This is a genomic window from Streptomyces sp. NPDC047017 (assembly GCF_040644175.1).
Lineage (GTDB): Bacteria > Actinomycetota > Actinomycetes > Streptomycetales > Streptomycetaceae > Streptomyces.
In genome coordinates this window covers 90,505-111,809 of the sequence record NZ_JBEYVW010000010.1, presented here as the reverse complement: position 1 = coordinate 111,809, position 21,305 = coordinate 90,505, and the positions used below count along the sequence as shown (strand labels likewise).

17 protein-coding genes and 2 pseudogenes are annotated in these 21,305 nt (G+C 75.4%); 11 read left to right on the top strand and 8 right to left on the bottom strand.

Annotation, left to right across the window (positions count from 1 at the left end):
• The first annotated feature begins 194 nt into the window (after window positions 1-194).
• From iolC to ABZ858_RS18635, 7 genes and pseudogenes are all read left to right on the top strand, one after another.
• Window positions 195-1,145 carry a 5-dehydro-2-deoxygluconokinase gene (gene iolC / locus ABZ858_RS18665; protein ID WP_361379118.1) on the top strand — a complete coding sequence of 317 codons (951 nt, stop codon included), beginning with the start codon at window positions 195-197 and terminating at the stop codon, window positions 1,143-1,145.
• Between the two features lie 158 nt (window positions 1,146-1,303).
• Window positions 1,304-1,411: pseudogene (locus ABZ858_RS18660) on the top strand (5-deoxy-glucuronate isomerase); the annotation flags it as partial.
• An 86-nt stretch (window positions 1,412-1,497) separates the two neighbouring features.
• Window positions 1,498-1,700, top strand: a pseudogene (locus ABZ858_RS18655) (hypothetical protein); the annotation flags it as partial.
• A complete protein-coding gene (gene mmsA, locus ABZ858_RS18650) occupies window positions 1,697-3,199 on the top strand; it encodes a CoA-acylating methylmalonate-semialdehyde dehydrogenase (protein WP_361379115.1) in 1,503 nt (500 codons plus the stop codon). The pseudogene ABZ858_RS18655 and the gene mmsA, both read left to right, overlap by 4 nt.
• Window positions 3,200-3,584: 385 nt before the next feature.
• Complete coding sequence (locus tag ABZ858_RS18645; protein ID WP_361379112.1) at window positions 3,585-5,036, top strand: APC family permease; 1,452 nt, start codon at window positions 3,585-3,587, stop codon at window positions 5,034-5,036.
• A 118-nt stretch (window positions 5,037-5,154) separates the two neighbouring features.
• Entirely contained in the window at window positions 5,155-7,809 is a 2,655-nt protein-coding gene (locus tag ABZ858_RS18640; RefSeq protein ID WP_361379109.1) for a CocE/NonD family hydrolase, read from the top strand.
• On the top strand, window positions 7,806-8,660 hold the full coding sequence (locus tag ABZ858_RS18635; protein WP_361379106.1) for an ABC transporter permease: 855 nt from the start codon (window positions 7,806-7,808) through the stop codon (window positions 8,658-8,660). Before ABZ858_RS18640 ends, ABZ858_RS18635 begins: the two co-directional genes overlap by 4 nt.
• 77 nt (window positions 8,661-8,737) lie before the next feature.
• On the opposite strand, the gene ABZ858_RS18630 is transcribed toward ABZ858_RS18635, so the two are convergent.
• A complete protein-coding gene (locus ABZ858_RS18630; RefSeq protein ID WP_361379103.1) occupies window positions 8,738-9,130 on the bottom strand; it encodes a rodlin in 393 nt (130 codons plus the stop codon).
• A 247-nt stretch (window positions 9,131-9,377) separates the two neighbouring features.
• Here ABZ858_RS18630 and ABZ858_RS18625 point away from each other — a divergent pair, with 247 nt between their 5' ends.
• From ABZ858_RS18625 to ABZ858_RS18610, 4 genes are all read left to right on the top strand, one after another.
• Window positions 9,378-9,770, top strand: coding sequence for a rodlin (locus ABZ858_RS18625; protein WP_361379100.1), 393 nt, complete (start codon window positions 9,378-9,380; stop codon window positions 9,768-9,770).
• A 250-nt stretch (window positions 9,771-10,020) separates the two neighbouring features.
• The gene (locus tag ABZ858_RS18620; RefSeq protein ID WP_361379097.1) at window positions 10,021-10,248 is read left to right on the top strand and encodes a chaplin; all 228 of its coding nucleotides are present in this window, start codon (window positions 10,021-10,023) and stop codon (window positions 10,246-10,248) included.
• 131 nt (window positions 10,249-10,379) lie between these two features.
• Window positions 10,380-10,949, top strand: a complete 570-nt coding sequence (locus tag ABZ858_RS18615) for a chaplin (protein WP_361379094.1) — start codon at window positions 10,380-10,382, stop codon at window positions 10,947-10,949.
• A gap of 234 nt (window positions 10,950-11,183) precedes the next feature.
• Window positions 11,184-12,578 carry a glycosyl hydrolase gene (locus ABZ858_RS18610; RefSeq protein ID WP_361379091.1) on the top strand — a complete coding sequence of 465 codons (1,395 nt, stop codon included), beginning with the start codon at window positions 11,184-11,186 and terminating at the stop codon, window positions 12,576-12,578.
• 50 nt (window positions 12,579-12,628) lie between these two features.
• Here ABZ858_RS18610 and ABZ858_RS18605 read toward each other — a convergent pair whose 3' ends face one another.
• The 7 genes from ABZ858_RS18605 to ABZ858_RS18575 form a co-directional block, all read right to left on the bottom strand.
• Window positions 12,629-13,771, bottom strand: a complete 1,143-nt coding sequence (locus tag ABZ858_RS18605; protein ID WP_361379538.1) for a GNAT family N-acetyltransferase — start codon at window positions 13,769-13,771, stop codon at window positions 12,629-12,631.
• Between the two features lie 29 nt (window positions 13,772-13,800).
• On the bottom strand, window positions 13,801-14,541 hold the full coding sequence (locus ABZ858_RS18600) for a lipopolysaccharide biosynthesis protein (RefSeq protein WP_361379088.1): 741 nt from the start codon (window positions 14,539-14,541) through the stop codon (window positions 13,801-13,803).
• Window positions 14,538-15,701: a glycosyltransferase gene (locus tag ABZ858_RS18595; protein WP_361379085.1), complete on the bottom strand. Its 1,164-nt coding sequence runs from the start codon at window positions 15,699-15,701 to the stop codon at window positions 14,538-14,540. Before ABZ858_RS18595 ends, ABZ858_RS18600 begins: the two co-directional genes overlap by 4 nt.
• Before the next feature lies 1 nt (window position 15,702).
• Window positions 15,703-16,509 (bottom strand): polysaccharide deacetylase family protein, encoded by an 807-nt coding sequence (locus ABZ858_RS18590; RefSeq protein WP_361379082.1) that lies wholly within the window; start codon window positions 16,507-16,509, stop codon window positions 15,703-15,705.
• Window positions 16,493-18,325: a lipid II flippase MurJ gene (locus ABZ858_RS18585; protein ID WP_361379079.1), complete on the bottom strand. Its 1,833-nt coding sequence runs from the start codon at window positions 18,323-18,325 to the stop codon at window positions 16,493-16,495. Before ABZ858_RS18585 ends, ABZ858_RS18590 begins: the two co-directional genes overlap by 17 nt.
• Window positions 18,322-19,782, bottom strand: coding sequence for an O-antigen ligase family protein (locus ABZ858_RS18580; protein WP_361379076.1), 1,461 nt, complete (start codon window positions 19,780-19,782; stop codon window positions 18,322-18,324). Before ABZ858_RS18580 ends, ABZ858_RS18585 begins: the two co-directional genes overlap by 4 nt.
• A 65-nt stretch (window positions 19,783-19,847) precedes the next feature.
• Window positions 19,848-21,293 (bottom strand): exopolysaccharide biosynthesis polyprenyl glycosylphosphotransferase, encoded by a 1,446-nt coding sequence (locus ABZ858_RS18575; RefSeq protein ID WP_361379073.1) that lies wholly within the window; start codon window positions 21,291-21,293, stop codon window positions 19,848-19,850.
• Between the last annotated feature and the right edge of the window lie 12 nt (window positions 21,294-21,305).

The window sequence follows — 21,305 nt, the reverse complement described above, 5'->3', positions numbered from 1 at the left end:
CCCTCCCCCTTTTCTCATGGTGCTACGGCCCGGGGGGCGGGTGGAAGGAGGAAAAGCGGCCGGAGGGGAGCCGCCCTTCGCCGCCGGCGCACTCCCGCGGATGCGTAGTCCTTCCCGTCCATATGTCCGGACAAAGCATTGACATGCCTTCCGTCCGGCACTAGAACCGGGGGAGTCGAGGCGAAGGGGAGCCGATGGCGCACGACGTGATCACCATGGGGCGGATCGGGGTGGACCTCTATCCGCTCCAGACCGGCGTGCCGCTGGCCCGGGTGAGCACCTTCGGGAAGTTCCTCGGCGGCTCGGCCGCCAACGTCGCGGTCGCCGCGGCCCGCCTCGGCCGCCGCAGCGCGGTGATCACCCGGACCGGCGACGACCCCTTCGGCGCCTATCTGCACGAGGCGCTGCGCGGCTTCGGCGTGGACGACCGCTGGGTCACCCCGGTGCCCGGGCTGCCCACGCCGGTCACCTTCTGCGAGATCTTCCCACCGGACGACTTCCCGCTCTACTTCTACCGCCGGCCCAAGGCCCCCGACCTGGAGATCGAGCCCGGCGACCTCGACCTCGACGCGGTCCGCGGCGCGCGCGTCTTCTGGGTCACCGGCACCGGGCTGAGCGAGGAGCCCAGCCGCACGGCGACGCTCACCGCGCTCGCGCACCGGGCGAAGTCCGGCCCCACCGTCCTCGACCTCGACTGGCGCCCCATGTTCTGGCCGGACACGGCCGCCGCCCGCCCCCGGTACGCCGAGGCCCTGCGCCACGCCACCGTCGCGGTCGGCAACCTGGACGAGGTGGAGGTCGCCACCGGCCTGCGCGAGCCGCACGCCGCCGCCCGCGCGCTGCTGGCGGCCGGGGTGGAACTGGCGGTGGTGAAGCAGGGCCCCGAGGGCGTCCTCGCCGTCCGGGACACCGGCGAGACGGCCGAGGTGCCCCCGCTGCCGGTCGAGGTCCTCAACGGCCTGGGCGCCGGGGACGCCTTCGGCGGCTCGCTGTGCCACGGACTGCTCGCCGGCTGGGACCTGGAGCGCGTCATGCGGCACGCCAACGCCGCCGGCGCCATCGTCGCCTCCCGCCTGGAGTGCTCCTCCGCGATGCCCACCGAGGCCGAGGTGGAGGCGACGCTCGCCGCCGGAGCGGTGCGGTGAGGACGGCCGGCGGACACACGTCCGAGGACCCCGGCGGCGGCGGAACCACCCGGAGGACGGACTTCGGTTGTACGGTGCGGACAGCCGGCCACGCCGTGCGGGACGATTCCCAAACCCCGGGCGGTGAGCGCGTGTTGGGTCCCGGCACCCGGGCACAGCGCGCCGCCCGGTCACCGATCGCCTCCGGCGCGGGAGGCCGCTTCGCCCTGGCAGGAGCGAAGTGCGAGCGTCGACTCCCCGCCCGCTACGGCCCCGCGCCGGAGGTCCCCGCCCGCCGTCCGGCCCGCCGCCCCTCCCGCGGCTTCGCCCACCGCCCGGCCCGCCACCGGCGTCCGTCCCCGGCCCCGGCCCGGCGGCGGACACTCCCACATGTGTCTACGCGACGCCCGCAACCGCAGACACAGTGTCGGGCGCGCCGGGGGCACGCGCCCGGTGAAGATGGAGCAGTGGCCGCGACCGCGACCCGATCGCCGGCGGTCCCGGTACCGCGGCGAGCACCCCGAACGGCACGTCTCGACCCGACGCCGCCCCCCGCGAAGGAGTAACCCGGCATGACGAAGATCGTCGACCACTGGATCGGCGGCAAGACCGCCGAAGGCGCCTCGGGGACGTACGGGCCGGTCACGGACCCGGCGACCGGCGCGGTCACCACGAAGGTGGCGTTCGCCTCGGTGGCCGAGGTGGACGCGGCGGTCGCCGCCGCCCAGGACGCCTACCTGGCCTGGGGGCAGTCCTCGCTGGCCCGCCGCACCGAGATCCTGTTCCGCTTCCGCGCGCTGCTGGACGCCCACCGCGACGAGATCGCCGCGCTGATCACCGCCGAGCACGGCAAGGTGCACTCCGACGCGCTCGGCGAGGTCGCGCGCGGCCTGGAGATCGTCGACCTGGCGTGCGGCATCAACGTCCAGCTCAAGGGCGAGCTGTCCACGCAGGTCGCCACCCGGGTGGACGTGGCCTCGATCCGGCAGCCGCTGGGCGTGGTCGCGGGCATCACGCCGTTCAACTTCCCGGCGATGGTCCCGATGTGGATGTTCCCGATCGCCATCGCCTGCGGCAACACCTTCGTGCTCAAGCCGAGCGAGAAGGACCCGTCCGCCTCGATGCGGATCGCCGAGCTGCTGTCGGAGGCCGGGCTGCCCGACGGTGTCTTCAACGTCGTGCACGGTGACAAGACGGCCGTCGACCGCCTCCTGGAGCACCCGGACGTCAAGGCCGTCTCCTTCGTCGGCTCCACCCCGATCGCCCGGTACATCCACACCACGGCCGCCGCGAACGGCAAGCGCGTCCAGGCGCTGGGCGGCGCCAAGAACCACATGCTGGTGCTGCCGGACGCCGACCTGGACGCGGCGGCGGACGCGGCGGTCTCGGCCGCCTACGGCTCGGCCGGCGAGCGCTGCATGGCCATCTCCGCCGTGGTCGCGGTCGGCTCGATCGCCGACGAGCTGGTGGACAAGATCCGCGAGCGCGCCGAGAAGATCAAGATCGGCCCGGGCGACGACCCGTCCTCCGAGATGGGCCCGCTGATCACCGCCGCCCACCGCGACAAGGTCGCCTCCTATGTGACGGGCGCCGCCGACGAGGGCTGCGAGGTCGTCCTGGACGGCACCGGCCACACCGTGGAGGGCCGCGAGGACGGCCACTGGATCGGGCTGTCGCTGCTGGACCGGGTGCCGACCACGGCCAGGGCGTACCAGGACGAGATCTTCGGCCCCGTGCTGTGCGTGCTGCGCGTGGACACCTACGAGGACGGCGTGTCGCTGATCAACGCCTCCCCGTTCGGCAACGGCACCGCGATCTTCACCCGCGACGGCGGCGCGGCCCGCCGCTTCCAGCTGGAGATCGAGGCCGGCATGGTCGGCGTGAACGTGCCGATCCCGGTGCCGGTGGGCTACCACTCCTTCGGCGGCTGGAAGGACTCGCTCTTCGGCGACCACCACATCTACGGCAACGACGGCACGCACTTCTACACCCGCGGCAAGGTCGTCACCACCCGCTGGCCCGACCCCTCCGAGGCCCCCGCCGGTGTCGACCTCGGGTTCCCGCGCAACCACTGAGCGTCACACCACGCTCCCTCGCGGCCGTCCGGATACCGGACGGCCGCGACTTTTTTTGCGCGGCGCCCTGCGATTTGCGTGCACGAGGGATGAAACGGGTGACGGAGGCTTATCGACTCCATCGCCTTGGAAACCAAGGTCACACTTTGTTGAAGCTTGATGAATGCCTCGTTATGCCATTGTGGCCTGCGAAATCTAGCCGTGACACGGGCGGTCCCAAGTGCGGATTCCGAAGGTGAACAGCCATTGACGTGACGGTTTTCGTCGGGGTTCGATGCTCGCGCCGGGAGCGGAAGAGAGACCGAGACCGTACGAGCGAAGCCGCCGGAGGCGATAGCGCTCCCGAGCCCCCTCACCTGTTGCACGAGTCGATCGGAACCGCCGTATGACCGACACGCTCCGCCCTGTCGAGAACGCCGTCGCCCAGGCGGCGGGCAGCCCCGCAGGGACGACGGACAACCCCAGGCAGCTCAAGCGCTCCATCGGGGTCGTCGGCGGCACTCTCCTCACCCTCTCGTGCGTGACCCCCGCCTCCACGCTCTTCGTGGTCGTGCCCGACCTGTTCGGCACGCTCGGCACCGCCACCGCGCTGACCATCGCCATCGGCTCCCTGCTCTGTATCGCCGTGGCGTTCTGCTACTCCGAGCTGGGCACCCTCATCCCCAGCGCGGGCGGCGAGTACGCCATGGTCTCCACGATGGCCGGACGGCTGGCGGGCTGGCTGGTCTTCGTGCTCTCCCTGCTGGTCGTCATGATCGTGCCGCCGGTGATCGCCATGGGCACGGCCGACTACCTCGCGCCGATCGTGCACCTCGACCCGGCCATGACCGGCGCCGGCGTGATGCTGCTCGCCACCCTGGCCGGCCTGCTCGACCTGCGGGCCAACGCCTGGATCACCGGCATCTTCCTGGTCCTGGAGGTCATCGCGGCCGGCGTGGTGGCCCTGCTGGGCTTCACCCACAGCCACCGCGGCGTCGGCAGCCTGGTCTCCCTGCAGGTGGCCGGCTCGGGCGGGCACACCGACCCGGTGACGGCCATGCTGGTCATCTCCGGGCTCGCCATCGCCCTCTTCGCCACCCAGGGCTTCTCCACCGCCGTCTACCTCTCCGAGGAGCTGGAGAACCCGCGCCGCAACGTCGCCCGCACGGTGCTCGCCACCCTCGCCATCTCCTCCGTGGTCATCCTGGTGCCGGTCGTCGCCATCACCATGGGCGCCTCCGACGTCAAGGAACTGACCACCGGAAACCTGAGCGCGATGGTCACCGCCTGGTCCAACTCGGCGGTCGGCACCTTCGTCAGCCTCTGCGTGGCCCTGGCCATCATCAACGCCGGCATCGTCATGGTCATCCAGAACTCCCGGGTGCTGTTCGCCTCCGCCCGCGACAAGGCGTGGCCCGGCCCCGTCAATGACGTCTTCGCCAAGCTGGGCCGCTTCGGCTCCCCCTGGGTCGCCACCCTCGCGGTCGGCGTGCCCGGCGCGGTGCTGTGCTTCGTCAACCTGGACACGCTCTACGGCGTCACCGGCGTCGCCGTGACCGGCATGTACCTGCTCGTCGCGGTCGCCGCCCTGCTGGCCCGCCGCGGCTCCCACCGGCACACCGCCGCCTGGCGCATGCCGCTGTGGCCGGCCGTGCCCGTACTGCTGATCGTGGTCCTCGCCTACATCCTCACCCAGCAGGAGGTCGGCTACCTGCTGTGGACCGGCGGCATCGTCGCCGTCGCCACCCTCTACTGGGCCTTCTACCTCCGCCCGCGCCGCGACACCCGCTGGCTGGTCACCCTCCCCGAGGACGCGCAGCCCGCCACCCAGGACATCCCGGCCCCGCGCAAGGCCTGAGCCGGGCGCGCCTACCACGGCCGCGGTACGGCCCCGGGACGCCGTACTCCCCGGGGAGGGCCCGGGGCTCGCTCCCCGGGCTGCTCCCGCCGCGGCCGGCGGCCCGTACCGTGGACGCATGGATCTTCGACCGCCCGGATTCCGGGAGCTGCCGCGGCGGCCCCGGCGGCTGCTGGCCGCCGGGGCCGCCGTCGCCGTGCTCGCCGGAGCCGGCACCTGGACGGCCGTCGCCGCCGGCGGCCCGCCCCCGGCGCACCGCGCCGACCGGGTCATGAGCACGGGCGACGGGGCGCGCATCGACACCTCGTACTTCACCCCGGCCGGCTCCGGCCGCCACCCCGCCGTCCTGCTCGCGCACGGCTTCGGCGGCAGCAAGGACGACGTACGGCAGCAGGCCGAGGACCTCGCCCGGCACGGATACGCGGTGCTGACGTGGTCGGCGCGCGGCTTCGGCCGGTCCACGGGGAAGGTCGGCCTGAACGACCCCGCCCACGAGGTCGCCGACGTCTCCCGGCTGATCGACTGGCTGGCGCGGCAGCCCCAGGTCGAGCTGGACGGCCCCGGCGACCCGCGGGTGGGCGTGACCGGCGCCTCCTACGGCGGCGCCGTCTCCCTGCTCGCCGCCGGGTACGACCACCGGGTGGACGCCATCGCCCCCGGGCTCACCTACTGGAACCTCGCCGACGCCCTCTTCCCGAACGGCGTCTTCAAGAAGCTGTGGGCGGGCGTCTTCTTCGGCACCGGCGGCGGCTGCGTGAAGTTCGAGCCCGAGCTGTGCCGGATGTACCAGCGGGTCGCCGAGTCCGGGAAGCCGGACGACCAGGCGCGCCGGCTCCTGGAGGCCCGCTCGCCGTCCGCCGTCGCCGCCCGGATCAAGGTGCCGACCCTGCTGCTCCAGGGCCAGACCGACTCGCTCTTCCCGCTCGGCCAGGCCGACGCGGCCCAGCAGGCGATCAAGGCCAACGGCGCACCGGTCGACGTGGACTGGATCGCGGGCGGCCACGACGGCGGCGACCTGGAGAACGGCCGCGTCCAGGCCCGGGTGGAGAACTGGTTCGACCGGTACCTCAAGGGCGACCGGGACGCCGCCACCGGCCCGGCCTTCCGCGTCACCCGCACCGGCGGCGTCGACTCCACCGACGGCACGGCCCTGCTGCGCGGCGCGAGCGGCGGCGCGTACCCCGGGCTGGAGAGCGGCCGGCACCCCCTCGCCCTGACCGGCCGCGAACAGCACTTCCAGAACCCCGCGGGCGCCACTCCGCCCGCCGTCTCCGCCCTGCCCGGCCTCGGCGCCGCAGGCAGCGGCCTGGGCCGGCTCTCCGCGCTCGGCCTCGGCGTCTCCCTGGACTTCCCCGGCCAGTACGCGAGCTTCGAGTCCGCGCCCCTGGACCGCGAACTGCGGATCACCGGATCGCCCACGGCGACCGTCCACGTGACCTCCAGCAGCGACGACGCGGTGCTGTTCGCCAAGGTGTACGACGTCGGACCGGGCGACGCCCGGCCGGTGCTGCCCGCCCAGCTGGTCGACCCGGTGCGCGTCGAGGGCGCCCGGGCCGGCAAGGACGTCACGCTGACCCTCCCGGCGATCGACCACGCCGTGCAGAAGGGCCACCGGCTGCGCCTGGTGCTGGCCGCCACCGACCTCGCCTACGCCTCCCCGGCCGCCCCGGCGACGTACACGGCCGCCCTCAAGGGCGACCTGGAGGTGCCCACCGCGCCCGGTGTGACCACGGCGGCGGCCCCGCTGCCCGCCTGGGTGTGGTGGCTGCCCGCCGCGGGCGCGCTGATCGCGCTCGCCCTGCTGCTGACCGCCCGCCGCCGCACCGCCGCCCCCGCCCCCGACCCGGCCCTGGCCACCGTCCCGCTCCAGATCACCGGCCTGAGCAAGCGCTACGCCAGCTCCGCCGACCGGTATGCCGTCCGCGACCTGGCCTTCCGCGTCGAACAGGGCCAGGTGCTCGGCCTGCTCGGACCCAACGGCGCCGGCAAGACCACCACCCTGCGCATGCTGATGGGGCTGATCCGGCCGGACGACGGCGAGATCCGCGTCTTCGGCCACGCGATCCGGCCCGGCGCGCCCGTACTGTCCCGGGTCGGCGCCTTCGTCGAGGGCGCCGGCTTTCTGCCGCACCTGTCCGGCCGGGAGAACCTGGACCTGTACTGGCGGGCGACCGGCCGCCCGGCCGAGGACGCCCAGGTGACGGAGGCCCTGCGCATCGCCGGGCTCGGCGACGCGCTGGAGCGCGCGGTACGCACCTACTCCCAGGGCATGCGGCAGCGCCTGGCCCTCGCCCAGGCCATGCTCGGCCTGCCCGACCTGCTGATCCTCGACGAGCCCACCAACGGCCTCGACCCGCCGCAGATCCGCGCGATGCGCGAGGTGATGATCCGCTACGCGGCCGGCGGGCGCACCGTCATCGTCTCCAGCCACCTGCTGGCCGAGGTCGAGCAGTCCTGCACGCATCTGGTCGTCATGGACCGCGGGCGGCTGGTGCAGGCCGGGCCGGTCGCGGAGATCACCGGCTCCGGGGACACCCTGCTGGTGGGCACCTCCGCACCGGTGGCCGCCCCGGTCGCGGAGAAGGTCGCGGCCCTGCCCGGCGTGGCCTCCGCGGTGTCCGAGGCGGACGGCCTGCTGGTCCGGCTGGAGCCCGGCGCCACCGCCGAACAACTGGTGGTGGAGCTGGTACGGCTCCAGGTGCCCGTGCTCTCGCTGGGCCCGCACCGCCGCCTGGAGGACGCCTTCCTCACCCTGATCGGAGGCAGCGCATGAGCGCGCTCACCGAGGCCGCCCCCGGCTACCGCGCCGCCCGCACCCTGCCGCTGCGGGTGGAGCTGGCCCGGCAGCTCAAGCGGCGCCGCACCCTGATCATGGGCGGCGTCCTGGCCGCGCTGCCGTTCGTGCTGCTCGTCGCCTTCGCCATCGGCGGCGACCCGGGCAGCCGCAACGGCCAGGTCACCCTGATGGACACGGCCACCGCCTCCGGCGCCAACTTCGCCGCGGTGAACCTGTTCGTCTCGGCGGGCTTCCTGCTGGTCGTCCCGGTGGCGCTGTTCTGCGGGGACACCGTCGCCTCCGAGGCGAGCTGGTCCTCGCTGCGCTACCTGCTGGCCGCGCCCGTGCCCCGGGCCCGGCTGCTGTGGTCCAAGCTGGCCGTGGGCCTCGGGCTGAGCCTGGCCGCCATGGTGCTGCTGCCCGTCGTCGCGCTCGCCGCCGGCACCGCCGCCTACGGCTGGGGCCCGCTGAAGATCCCCACCGGCGGCGCGCTCGACCCGGGCACCGCCGCCCAGCGCCTCGCGGTGGTCGTGGCGTACGTCTTCGTCTCCCAACTGGTCACCGCCGCCCTGGCGTTCTGGCTGTCCACCCGGACCGACGCGCCGCTGGGCGCGGTGGGCGGCGCGGTCGGCCTGACCATCGTGGGCAACGTCCTGGACGCCGTCACCGCCCTCGGGCACTGGCGCGCCTTCCTGCCCGCGCACTGGCAGTACGCCTGGGCCGACGCGGTGCAGCCGCATCCGGAGTGGTCGGGGATGATCCAGGGCACGGCCGTCTCCGCCGCCTACGCCCTGGTGCTGTTCGCCCTGGCCTTCCGCGGGTTCGCCCGCAAGGACATCGTCTCGTAGGGGGCCGGGGGCAACGGAAGAGCGGGCCGCCGGGGAAGACCCGGCGGCCCGCTCTCGCGCCCGGAGCGTGCCGGTGCTCAGCGCTCGGTGTTCGCGGACAGGAGCGACACGTCCTGCAGCAGGTGGGCGAGCGCTCCGTCCCGCTTGGCCTGCGTGGAGTTCCAGGTGCACTGCTGGTTCTGGTGGTCCGACAGGATCGGGATGTCCTGCACGTTGACGACCTGGAGCACACCGACCGGCAGCTCGTCCACGGCGATGCACGGCCGGTTGAACGATCCCTGGATGAGCGCCATCTGCGGGCTCATGGTCCCGTAGGTGGTGGCGTTGCCGTAGCTCTCCCACGAGCCGTTGCCGTTGGCGGCCGTCGGGCCGTTGTCGTTGCCGATCGCCAGGGCCTGCGGTGCCGCCGCGGCGGTGGCGCCCATCGCGGAGGCGGCGATGGCCGCGGTGGCGACAAACTTCTTGATCACTGGCCGGTCCTTTCTGAGGAAGCCCCGTCACGGAGCGCCTTGGTCAACTGCCCGACCGCATCCTGGTTTCTCCTGTTCACTCCCACGGCGGACACCGGCGAAATGGTCATGTGTTTTTTGTACTCCGTGATTTTCACGCGTTTCGTCGTACCGTGCGGGCCAACCGGGTGAACCCCCGCAACCAAACATCGCCCGCCGTGTTGATGACCCCGTAGGACCTGCGTCGCTACGAGGAAAGGAACGCGCAGTGCTCAAGAAGGCAATGGTCGCCGCTGCGGCCGCCGCATCTGTCGTCGGTATGTCGATGGCGGCAGCGCCCGCGGCGCTTGCCATCGGGAACGACAACGGGCCGTCCATCGCGAATGGCAACGGCTCGTCGACGTCGTTCGGTGACTCCGCGACGAAGGGCGACATGAGCCCGCAGCTCTCGCTGATCGAGGGCACGCTCAACAAGCCGTGCGTGGGCCTGGACGAGACCAACGTGGGCGTGCTGCAGATCGTCAACGTCCAGGACGTGCCGATCCTGTCCGACCACCTCAACCAGGAGTGCTCGGACAACTCCACCCAGTCCAAGCGGGACGGTGCCCTGGGTCACGCGCTGGACGACCTGTCGGTCCTCTCGGCCAACACCGAGGGCTGAGGCCGATCCGGCCTGCCCGGGCGTCCGCGGCTGCGGCTTCGGACGCCCGGGCTTTTCCACAGAAATCTTTTCGCCCGAGCAGCCACGGGTGAGACGAATGGTGCGCGGGGCAATCGAGTGAATTGTCGGGCGAGTTACGTTCCACCGTTTTCCATTACGTCTATTTCTCGTTCAGTGTCGCGACCGTGAGGCCGTGCTCACTCGGTTTCTCGCCGCCGTGGGGGGCCTGCCCCCCGAGAAGGGAACTTTCATGAAGAAGAGCGTTGCTGTCGCGACGGGCGCCTTCCTGGCGCTGGGCCTGGCGGCCCCCGCCTTCGCCGACGCCGGGGCCGAAGGTGCCGCCGTCGGCTCTCCGGGTGTGATCTCCGGCAACACCATCCAGGTGCCCGTGCACGTCCCGATCAACCTGTGCGGCAACACCATCGACATCATCGGCCTGCTGAACCCGGCGTTCGGCAACACCTGCGTCAACGGCTGAGCGCACACACCAGCCGTATCGGCTGCGTCAGGGCCGGCCTTGGACGCGGGACCCGCGCCCCAGGGCCGGCCCTGCCACATCTCCATGTTCCCCAAGCGGCTTCGGCGGCTTCGAGCAGGAAGACCACTAGATTGCGACAGACCCTGAGCAGGGGAGTGTTCGTGGCGGCCGCCGCGACGAGCGTGCTGTCCCTGTACGGCAGCCCCGCCTTCGCCGACTCGTCGGCCCAGGGCGCGGCCCACGGCTCGGCCGGCGTCCTGTCCGGCAACACCGTCCAGGTGCCGGTCGAGGTACCGGTGAACGCCTGCGGCAACACCGTCGACGGTGCCGCCGCGCTCAACCCGGCGTTCGGCAACAAGTGCTCCAACGGCCACGCGACGCCGAGGCCCACGCCACCGCCGTCGTACGGCGACGACTGCGGCGACCAGGGCGCGTACGGGCACACGCCCTCCGGCGACTGCTCGACCCCGCCGGCCACGCCCACCCCGCCGCCGTCCCAGACTCCGCCGCCCCCGCGCCACCACACGCCCCCGCCGGTCGAGCACACCCCGCCGCCGGTCGAGCAGACCCCGCCGCAGATGGCCCAGACCGGCAGCGGCGACACCGCGGCGCTGTGGGCGGCCTCGGCCGCCAGCGCGGCCCTGATCGCCGGCGGCACGGTCCTCTACCGCCGCGGCCGGGCCGCCGGCTCCCACCGCTAGCGTCCGCGCGCGGCCGGCGCCCCCGGGCTCGGGGGCCCGGGGCACCCGCCGCGCACCGGAACGAGCCGCCGCGACCGCACCCCGCACCGGGGCCGGTCGCGGCGGCTCGTCGCGTCGTACCGCCGACCGGGCGAGCGGGGCACCCGTACGCCGCAACCGGGGTGGCACGCTCCCCGCTCCTGTGCCTGACTTCATATGACTGACCGTCAGGTACCCAGGGAGAAGAGGCGCAGCATGGCTCCACCGCACAGCCGGTTCCGGCGGCTGCCCGCCGCCGCGGCGGCCGTCGCCACGGCGGCCTGCCTGGCGTCGGGTGCCTCCGCGTGGGCACGGGACACCCCGCCGCCGGCCACCCCGCAGACCGTCACCCCGGCCCCGGCCCCGGCGGTCCCGGCCCCTGCCTCCGCAGCTCCGGCCCCTGCCTCCGTGGTCCCGGTCCCTGCCTCTGTGGTCCCGGTCCCGGCGTCCGCGGTCCCGGTGCCGGTGGGCGTGTCCGCCCCGACCCCGGTACCGCCGGTCACCGTCCCGCTTCCGGCCCAGGTACCGGCCCAGGTCCCGGCCGGCGGGCTCCCCGCCTTCGGCGCCTTCCTGGAGTCGGACGGGCGGGGCGTGGCCCGGATGGCGCAGCTCAGCACCTGGCTGGGCGGCGCCGAACTGCGCGTGGGCCACACCTATCTGCCCGGCGGCAGCTGGCGGGACATCGAGGGCGACCCCGGCTTCCTCGACGTGTGGGCGCGCTGGCGGCAGGCCGCGCCGGACCGGATGCTCGTCCTCAACGTCCCCTTGCAGGAACGCAACGAGGACCACCTCTCCGACAACGCGGTCCGGCTGCTGCTGCGCCGGGGCGCCGCCGGCGAGTTCGACGGGCACTTCCGCGCCCTCGCCCGGCGGCTGGTCGGCCTGCGGGTGCCGGACACGGTGATCGTGCTCGGCTGGGAGATGAACGGCACCACCTACACCCACCGCTGCGGACCCGACCCGGAGGCGTGGCGGGCGTACTGGCGCAGGATCGTCACGGCGATGCGGTCCGTGCCCGGGCAGCGGTTCCGGTTCGACTTCGCGCCGAGCCGCGGGCGGGACGCCGTCCCCTGGCCGCAGTGCTATCCCGGGGACGACGTCGTGGACATCGTCGGCATGGACTCCTACGACCAGCCGGCCGGGCTGACGTTCGATCAGCAGGTGAAGGAGCCGTACGGACTCCAGGCCCACGTGGACTTCGCCAAGGCGCACGGCAAGCCCGTCTCGTATCCCGAGTGGGGGCTGTTCCGCAACGGCGACAACGCCGAGTACATGCGGCGCATGCTCGCCTGGATCGACGAGCACAAGCCGCTCTACAACACGCTGACCGACTACTGCCCGCACGGCGTCTGGCAGTGCGCCGCCAACCCCGCCGCCGCCCGCGTCTACCGCTCGGTCCTCTTCGGCCGCACCGACCCGACGCCCACGGCCCCCGCGCCCACGCCGACGCCGTCCGCGCCGACCCCGGTCCCGACGCCCACGCCCACACCCGCCGGGCCCGGCACCCCGCTCCCGTCCGGCTGCACACCGGTGGACCTGGGCAGCTGGGTGGAGCACTGGCTCGGCGGCAAGCTGTGCGTGCGCTTCGAGTGGTGGACGCCCGGCCGCTGACGCGGGCGGCGAGGAGGGTGAGAGCTGGTGAGGGGGGCGGCGGGTCCGGGTCAGGCCCCGGGCCCGCCCTCCCGGCGCAGCAGCGCCTTGGCCCGCCGGCGTACGGCGTCCTCGCACAGCGCCGCCGACAGCAGCGGGGCGGTGCGCCGGCGGGCCAGCAGCAGCCGCTCGTTGACCACCGGACGGGGACGCCAGTGGTGCTTGTACGGCTCGTCGCCGCGCAGCAGGCTCAGTGTGTCCGGGCCGCCGCCGCAGAGGTGCCCGGCGCAGGCGTCCAGCAGCATCACCGCCACGTCGGCCTTGCGCTCCCGCAGGCACGGATGGGCGCCGTACAGGTAGCCGCCCGCCAGCCGGGGCGACAGCAGCGTCAGGTCCACGGCCACCACCTCCCCGTCGAGGCGGAACTCGGTGACCACCGCCTGCCCCGCGCGCACCATGGGTTCCGCCGCGCGCACCAGGTGCTCCTGGAAGCGGGGACGCAGATGCTCCGGCGTGACCGCGCGGCCCTGCCACTGCAACCGGTGCAGCGCCAGCAGCCGCCGCAGCGCCGCCCCGGCCTCCTCGGGCGGTACGACGCGCCGCCGCACACCGAGCGAGCGCAGCCTGCGCAGTTTGGCGCGCACCCGCTGGGCCTTGGCCGACGGCAGCCGGGCGAGCAGGTCGTCCATGGGCAGGGCGGGCAGCTCCAGGCACGGCGAGTCGGGCACCCGGTGGCGCGGCCCGCCCCAGCGCGCGTAGACGTGCTCGACCGCGCTGCCGGGCCGCACCTCGCGGAAGTCGACCAGCGCGGTGCGGGCGGCCCGGGACAGCGCCCCGGCGAGCATGCCGGCGGCCCGGTCGGCGCGGTGGTCGTCCAGGAGGACGTCGGCGTGGTCGGAGATCGCGCCGCCCAGCGGCACCAGCGCGGGCACCGGCGTGCGACGCAGCATCAGGGGCGCGGCCGCGACCAGTTCGCCGCCCTCGCGTTCCCCGCCCTCGCGCACCAGCAGCAGCCGCAGCCGCCCCGGTGTCCCGTACGACAGCCACCAGGAGTGCAGCCAGGCGTGGCTCTGGAACGGGGTGGCCGCACCGCACCGCCCGAACAGCCGCGTCCACGGCACGGCCAGCGCGGCGAACTCGTCCGGATCGGTGACGAGTTCGGCCGTGAGGGCCGGGGCGGCGGGCGCGGGCGGAGACCCGGCGGGGCCGGGCAGGGGGGCGGTGGCCGCCGGGTGCGCGGGGGTCACCGGGCGTCGGCGGCGTCGGCGGCTGCGGGGGCCGCGGGAGCGTGGGTGGCGGCAGCCGGGGCCGGGGCCGGGGCGGGTACCGCCGGGGCCGGTGCGTCGGCCGGTCCTCGGGGGGCTTGCGCGGTCGGCGCAGTGCGGCCGGGCTCGGCGCGTCGCGGCCGTGCCAGCAGCGCGAGGCCGCCCAGCAGGCCGCCGGCGCTCGCGCCGATCAGGCCGGTCACCGGCGGCGCGGCGGAGGACGGGTCGGTCGGCAGCACCGCGCGCGCGAACGGCACGAGCCGGACATGGGTGCTGCCCTCGGTGTCGGCGGCGTGCCGGGTCAGCGCCTCGGCGACGGCGTCGGCCATGTCCGCGGCCAGCGCCGGGCGGGCGGCGGTGGCCGAGACGGCGACCATCGGCGCGTCCGGCGAGGTCGAGGTGCGCACATCGCGCCGGAGCGTGCGCACCGGCACCCGCACTTGGTGCTGCGCGTCCGCGAGCACCGCGAGTTGCGTGGCCACCCGCCCGTACGCCTGGGCGAAACCGAGCGCGGCGGCCGCTTCGGTCCGCTCGGCGGGGACGGCGACGACATAGCTGGTCGCCGTGTAGGCGGGCGGCTGGAGCACGCCGTAGGCGCCGCCGAGCAGGCCGCCGGCGGCGGTGCCGGCCGCGACCAGGGACCAGCGGGGCAGCCGCCGCAGGCGGGCGAGGACCCGGGTGCGGCGCCGGATGCGGGGCCGGGCGGGGTGGTCGGTCATGGGGAACTCGCTCCCTGGGGTGAGGCGGGCCGGGGGGTCGGTAGGGCGCCGGTCACGGCCGCCGCGTACACGTCCATGAGCCGGGCGGCGCTGCGGGCGATGCCGTAGTGGCGGGCCGCGTCCGGGGGAGTGCGGGGGCGCGGACCGGCGGCGCGTACTTCGGTGATCGCGCGGGCGTACGCCTCGGGGCCGCCGCGGACGCGCCGCGCGCCGGTGGCGGCGTGCGCGGGCAGGTCCTCCACGGCCGGGCAGGAGGCGTAGAGCACCGGCAGCCCGGCCGCCAGGCCCTCCACGACCGCCAGGCCGAACGCCTCCTCGGGGGAGGGCGAGGCGAGTACGTCCATGGCGGCGGCCAGCGCGGGCAGGTCCGGGCCCGGGGTGCCGTCGGGCCCGCAGGGGCGCTCCCCGGCGAACAGCACCCGGCCGGCCACGCCCGTCTCGTGGGCGATGCGGCGCAGCGCGCTCTCCTCGGGGCCGCCGCCCACCAGCAGCAGCCGGTGGTCGCGGGGCAGCCGGGCCAGCGCGCGGACCAGGACGTCGAACCGCTTGCCCGCGGCGAGCCGCCCGATGCCGCCGATCACGTACGCGTCCCCGGGCAGGCCGAGCCGGTGCCGGGTCCGCTCGCGCAGCGCGGCGTCGAAGCGGAAGCGGTCCAGGTCGATGCCGTTGGGGACGATCTCGATGCGGGGCGCGGGCACGCCCCAGCGCCGCAGCCGGCCGGCCACCGTGGCGGAGACGGCGACCGTGGTGCGGCCGAGCCGCTCCCCGGCCAGGTACAGCGCGCGCACCCCGGCCGACAGCGGGCGGCCCTCCAGCTGCGCCTCGCCGAGCGAGTGCTCGGTGGCGACGACCGCCCGCACCCCGGCGAGCCGGGCGGCGATCCGGCCGTAGAGGCAGGCCCGGTACAGATGGGTGTGGACGAGGTCGTAGCGGCCCGCCCGGATCACCCGGACCAGGCGCGGCAGTGCCGACAGGTCGCGGTTGCCGCCCATGCCGAGGTGGATCACGCGTACCCCGTCGGCGGCCAGCCCGGCGGCGACCGGGCCCGGGTTGGTGAGCGTCACCACCTCGCAGTCGGCGGGCAGATGGCGCAGCAGCAGCCGCAGCTGCTGCTCGGCGCCGCCCACGCCGAGACCGGTGATGACGTGCAGGACCCTCATCTCACACCCCCTCCACCGGGCGACGGCGCAACCGGTGCAGGCGGCGCTTGAGGTGCAGCCGCCAGGCCGTGTCGTGCTGCCCGATGTGCAGCCGGGGCAGCGCGTGCGGGCCGGTCAGCGGTCCTGGGTCGATGGCGCAGGCGTAGCCGTACCCGGCCTCCCGGACGGCGGTCAGGGTGCGGGCGTCGACCGTGCCGTAGGGGTAGCAGAAGCCGTCGACGCGGCGGCCGGTCAGCTCCTGGAGCAGGGCGCGGCTCTCGGTGACCTCCGCGGCCAGGGTGCGGTCGTCGGCGCGGGTGAGGTCGACGTGGGTCAGGCCGTGCGAGCCGATCTCCACGCCCTCGGCGGCGGCGTGCCGCACCGCGTCGGCGGACAGCAGCGGCTTGCGCGGGCCGCGCGGGTCCCAGTCGTTGTCGCCGCCGAGCCGGCCCGGCAGCACGAACAGGGTGGCGCCGCAGGCGTGCCGGTGCAGCAGGGGCAGGGCGGTGGTGACGAAGTCGGCGTACCCGTCGTCGAAGGTGAGCCCGACCAGGCCGCGCCCCGCGCCCCGGGCGCGGGCGGCCAGCAGGTCCCGCACCGGGACACCGCGCAGCCCGTGCCGGCGCAGCCAGCGCAGCTGCCGCGCGAGCCGGTCGGGGGTGACGGTGATGCGGTACGGGTCGTACGCGCGGTCGCCCACCGAGTGGTACATCGCCACCCAGGGGACGGACCCGGCCCGCTCGCCGGGACGGGCGCGGGGAACGGTGTCGGCCGGGACGGTGCCGGCGGGGACGGTTTCGGCGGAAAAGGTTTCAGCGGGACAGGCCATGCCGGAGCCTCCGTGTGACGGTGCGTGCGCAGCGGAGTACGGGGTCGGTGCCCTGGGCGCCGAGCGCGTGGGCGACCAGGAAGTGGACGGCGGCGACGGTCACGCAGCCCGCCACCAGGCCCGCCTGCGCGGACTGGGGCCGGCTCGCCGCGAACGCCCCGGCCGCCGTCGCCACCACCGCCGCGCGCAGCGGCCGGCTCAGCTCGGCCAGCACCCGCCGGAGCCGGACCGGCACCCCACGCGCCGCACGGGCCGGGCCCCCTCCCGCGCCGGCCGGCCGGGCCTCGCGCTCACGCGTCCCGGCCAGCAGCAGCGCGGCCGTGACGGTGATGCCGGCCGCGTTCGCGGCGGCGATGCCCGCCACGCCCCAGGGGCCGACGACCGCGGCGCCGGTCCAGGACGTCACCACGATGCCCGCGGCCATCGCGCCGACCGGGTACCAGGCGGGCCGGCCGTGCGAGAAGTACGAGCGGACCAGGACGCCCACCAGGGCCTGGCCCAGCAGCCCGAGCGCGTACACCCGCATGACGGCGGCCGTGGCCGCGGTGTCGTCCGCGGTGAACGCGCCCCGCTGGAAGAGCAGTTCGGTGAGCTGCGGGGCACAGGCGATCACCGCGGCGGTGCCCAGCAGGACCACGAAGAAGACCAGGGCCAGGTCCCGTTCCACCCGGCTGCGGGCCCGCTCGGTGTCCCCGTCGGCCAGCGCCCGCGCCACCACCGGGAAGGTGACCGTGCACAGCATCAGCGACAGCGCCATCGGGATCTGGGCCACCTTCTGCGCGTAGTTCAGGTGGGAGATGGCCCCGGCGGGCAGCGAGGAGGCGAGGAACCGTTCGATCAGGACCTGCGACTGGCGGCACAGCGCGAACAGCAGCACGGAGGCGACCAGGGCGAAGTCCATCGGGCCGCCGGGGCCGGCGGCGGCTTCGGACGAGACTCCGGTCGCGGTTCCGGTTCCGGTCCCGGCCGGGGCCCCGACCACGGCTCCGGACCCGACCACGGCTCCGGCGGCGGTGTCGCCGACGGCCCGCACCCGTGGGCGGTGCCGCAGTTGCCGCCACAGCGCCGGGAGCTGGACCGCCACCATCAGCAGGCCGCCCACCGCCACCCCGGCCGCCGCCGCGCGGACGCCCCAGCCGCCGCCCAGCCCGAACATCGCCGCGACGATGCCGGCGTTGTAGGCGACGTAGATCGCCGCGGGCGCGAGGAAGCGGCGGTGCGCCCGCAGGACGGCACTGCAGTATCCGGCGAGCCCGAAGCTCAGCACGCAGGTCGCCGTCAGCCGGGTGCAGTCCGCGGCCAGCCCCGGGTCGGGCAGCCCCGGCGCCAGCACCCGGACGAGCCGCGGAGCGGCGCCGATGACCAGCGCGGCCACCGCGAGGAACCCGAACGCCAGCCGGGGCAGGGTGGCGGTGACCAGGGAGCGCACCGGATCGCCGGGCGCGCCCCGGGCGCGCCGCGCCAGCGCCGCGCTGAACGCCGGGATCAGCGCGAACGCCAGCCCGTCCTCGATGAGCAGGGTGGCCGCGAACTCCGGCACGGTCCACGCGACGAGGAACGCGTCCGTGTCGCTCCCGGCCCCGAACAGCCGGGCCAGCGCCTGGTCCCGGACCAGGCCGAGCACGGACCCGGCCAGCGACAGCGCGACGGTGACCAGGGTGGCCCGGGCGAGGAAGGCCCGCGAGGCCGGGGCCGCGCCGGCGGTGGCGCCCGGCGCGGCGGCACGTGCCGCGGGGACCGTCGCCGCGCCGTCCCCGGGTCCGTGCTCACCACCGGGATTGCCGGAACGGGGCAGCGGCGGAGGGGTCACCGTCATCGCGTCAGCACTCCTTCGCCTCGTCCGCCTGCTCGTCCGACTGCTCGTCCTTCGGCTCGCCCGCCGGTCCGGTCCAGCGGTACGTCCGCCTCCGGTACGCCCGCTACCAGCGCGTCCGCTTGCGGTACGCCCGCCTCCAGCGCGTCCGCTTCCGGTGCGTCCGTCTCCGGTACGCCCCCGCCGGCCAGCGCCCAGCACGCGGCCAGCCCGAGACTGACGGCGGTCAGCACGGTCGAGGGGCCGCCGATGTCGCCGTAGCCGAAGTCGGTGAGCTGCCAGACCAGCAGCCCGCAGGCGACGAGCGCGCAGTCGAGCCCGCCGCCGGGACCGCACCGGTGCCTGAACGCGGACGCCCGCACCCGCCGCAGCCCGCACACCAGCAGCGCCAGCCAGCTCCCGGCGAGCGCGACCAGCCCGGCCAGGCCCTGCTCGCTGAGGACGAGCAGGTACATGTTGTGCGGCGACAGCAGCGGCTGCCTGCGGAACGCGGCGCCCGCGCCCTCGGTGTCGCTCGCGGCGGACAGCGCGAGCGGCGCGTAGGCGTCGCGGTACTCGGGGAAGTTCTTCAGCCCGACCCCCGTCAGCGGGTGGTCGCGCCAGATGCCGACGGCGGCCGTCCACAGCGCGTAGCGGTCCAGGACGGACTGGTCGGGCGCGTCGGTGACCCGCGTGATGCTGCCGACCCGCTCCTGCAGCAGCGCCGACCCGACCCCGAACCCGCCCACGAGCACCACCGCGGCCGCCACCGCGGCCGCGCCCACCCGCACCGCCCGCCGCACCCCGGCCAGCAGCAGCTGCGCCGCACAGGCCACGGCCGTCGCGATCCAGGCGCCCCGGCTGAAGGACAGCGCGAGCGGCGGCAGCAGCACCAACGCACACCCGGCGGCCGCCACCCGGCGCCGTACGCCGGACTCCCCGCCGAGGGCGAGACCGACCGCGCACACCACACCCAGGGCCACCACCGACGCCATGCCCATCACGTCCGCGGGGCCGAAGGTGCCCACGGCCCGGACGTACGCGCCCTGGTAGGAGGCGCCGGTCCCGGTGACGTACTGGTGCGTGCCCACCGCGCCCTGCCACAGTGCGAGCCCGACGAACGCCCAGGCCACCAGCCGGAATCCGGACCGGTCCCGGACCAGCAGCACGACGGCCGCCGGGACCAGGACGAAGACCTGGAGATAGCGGCCGAGCCCGGCGAACCCCGCCGCCGGCGACCCGGCGCCCATGGCGGCCAGGGCGATCCCGGCCACCGGCAGGCCCAGCACCACGGCGGCCACCGGCGCGAGCGGGCGCCGCCGTGCGCGCGCGAGCCGCAGCGCGCAGTACAGCACCAGCAGCGCGGAGACCGCGTCGGCGGGCCCCGGACCGCCCGCGCCGCCCGCGCCGAACGGCACGGCGAGCGCCCCGAGGACGGCGACCACGGGCAGCACGGCCCCCACCGGCCGTACGGACCTCACTGGCCGCCGGGTGGGTGCCACGGGCCGCGAGGGCGGCCGTACGGGCAGCGCGTGGGTCACCGCGGTCAGCTCCCCGTGGGCCGCAGCAGCGCGACGGCGGTGCGCAGCAGGATGCAGACGTCCTGCCACAGCGACCAGTTGTCGATGTAGGCGTTGTCGAAGCGGGCCCGGTCCTCGATGGAGGTGTCCCCGCGCAGCCCGTGCACCTGGGCGAGCCCGGTGATACCGGTACGCATCCGGTGGCGGGCCGCGTAACCGGGGTGGGTCCGGCTGAACAGGGCGGCGAAGTAAGGGCGTTCGGGGCGCGGGCCGACCAGGCTCATGTCGCCGCGCAGCACGTTCCACAGCTGGGGCAGCTCGTCGAGCGAGGTGCGCCGCAGCAGGCGGCAGAACGGGCGCATCGCGTGCTCGTCGGCCACGCTCCACCGGGTCGCCGCCTCGTGCGCGTCGGCGGGCCGGTGGGTGCGGAACTTCAGCAGCGTGAAGGGCCGGCCGTCCTTGCCGATCCGTTCCTGGCGGAACAGCACGCCCGGCCCGTCCGCCCACCGCAGCACCGCCGCGCACACCAGCAGCGACGGGCCGGCCAGCAGCAGGAGCGCGCCGGAGACGAGGACGTCCAGGGCCCGCTTGCCGGCGCTGCCGCGCCGCGCGCCCGACAGCAGCAGCCGCCGGCAGGAGAACCCGGCCAGCCGCTGCCTCGTGGCGTACGACGGCGAGTCCGCGTCGATCTCCCAGACCGCGCAGCCCGACTCGGCCAGCGCCCGCAGCAGCGGCCCGTGCGCGCCGCGCGCCGCGGGGCGCACGGCGAGCACCGCGCGCACCCCGTTCTGGATGACCGCCCGCTCGACCTCCTCACCGGTGGTCAGCACCGGCAGTCCGCCCGCGCCGCCGTCCGGGTGCTCCGCGACGACCCCCACCGGCCGCATCCCGTACCGCGGGTGCCGCAGCACGGCCGCGGCCACCCGCTGGGCCGTCGCCGCCGGGCCGACCACGAGGGCGGCCTGCGGCCGGCGCAGCAGCGCGGCCCGCCGCCTGCCGTGGACGGCGCCGCGCAGCAGGCAGCTCGCCGCGCTCTGCAGCAGGAAGCCGGCCAGCAGGGTGCCCGGAGGCAGCGCGTGCCGCGGCCCGTACGCCGCCACCAGCGCCGCCACCGCCAGCCACGCGACGGCGATCCGGCCGCACACGGCGGGCAGTTCGTCCAGGAGCGAGGGCACCGGCGGGCTCGGCGGCTGCGGGCGCAGCAGCAGGGAGGCGGCCACCAGCAGGGCGGCCAGCAGCGGGCGCCGCCCGGCCTCGGTGAACGCCGGGGTGCCCAGCAGGGCGGCTGCGGTGTCCGCGGCGATCAGCGCGGCCGGCACGGTCCGCCGCAGCGGGGGCCGCCGCCGGGCCGGGAAGCGGAAACCGGTGGCCGCACCGCGCGGCGGGAGGACCGGTACGGCCCTTGTTCCGTGGTCCCGTGGTGGCCGGCCGGGGACCAGGCCGGGCGAGGGGACGGTGCTTTCCGCGGTCACGAGTGACTGGAC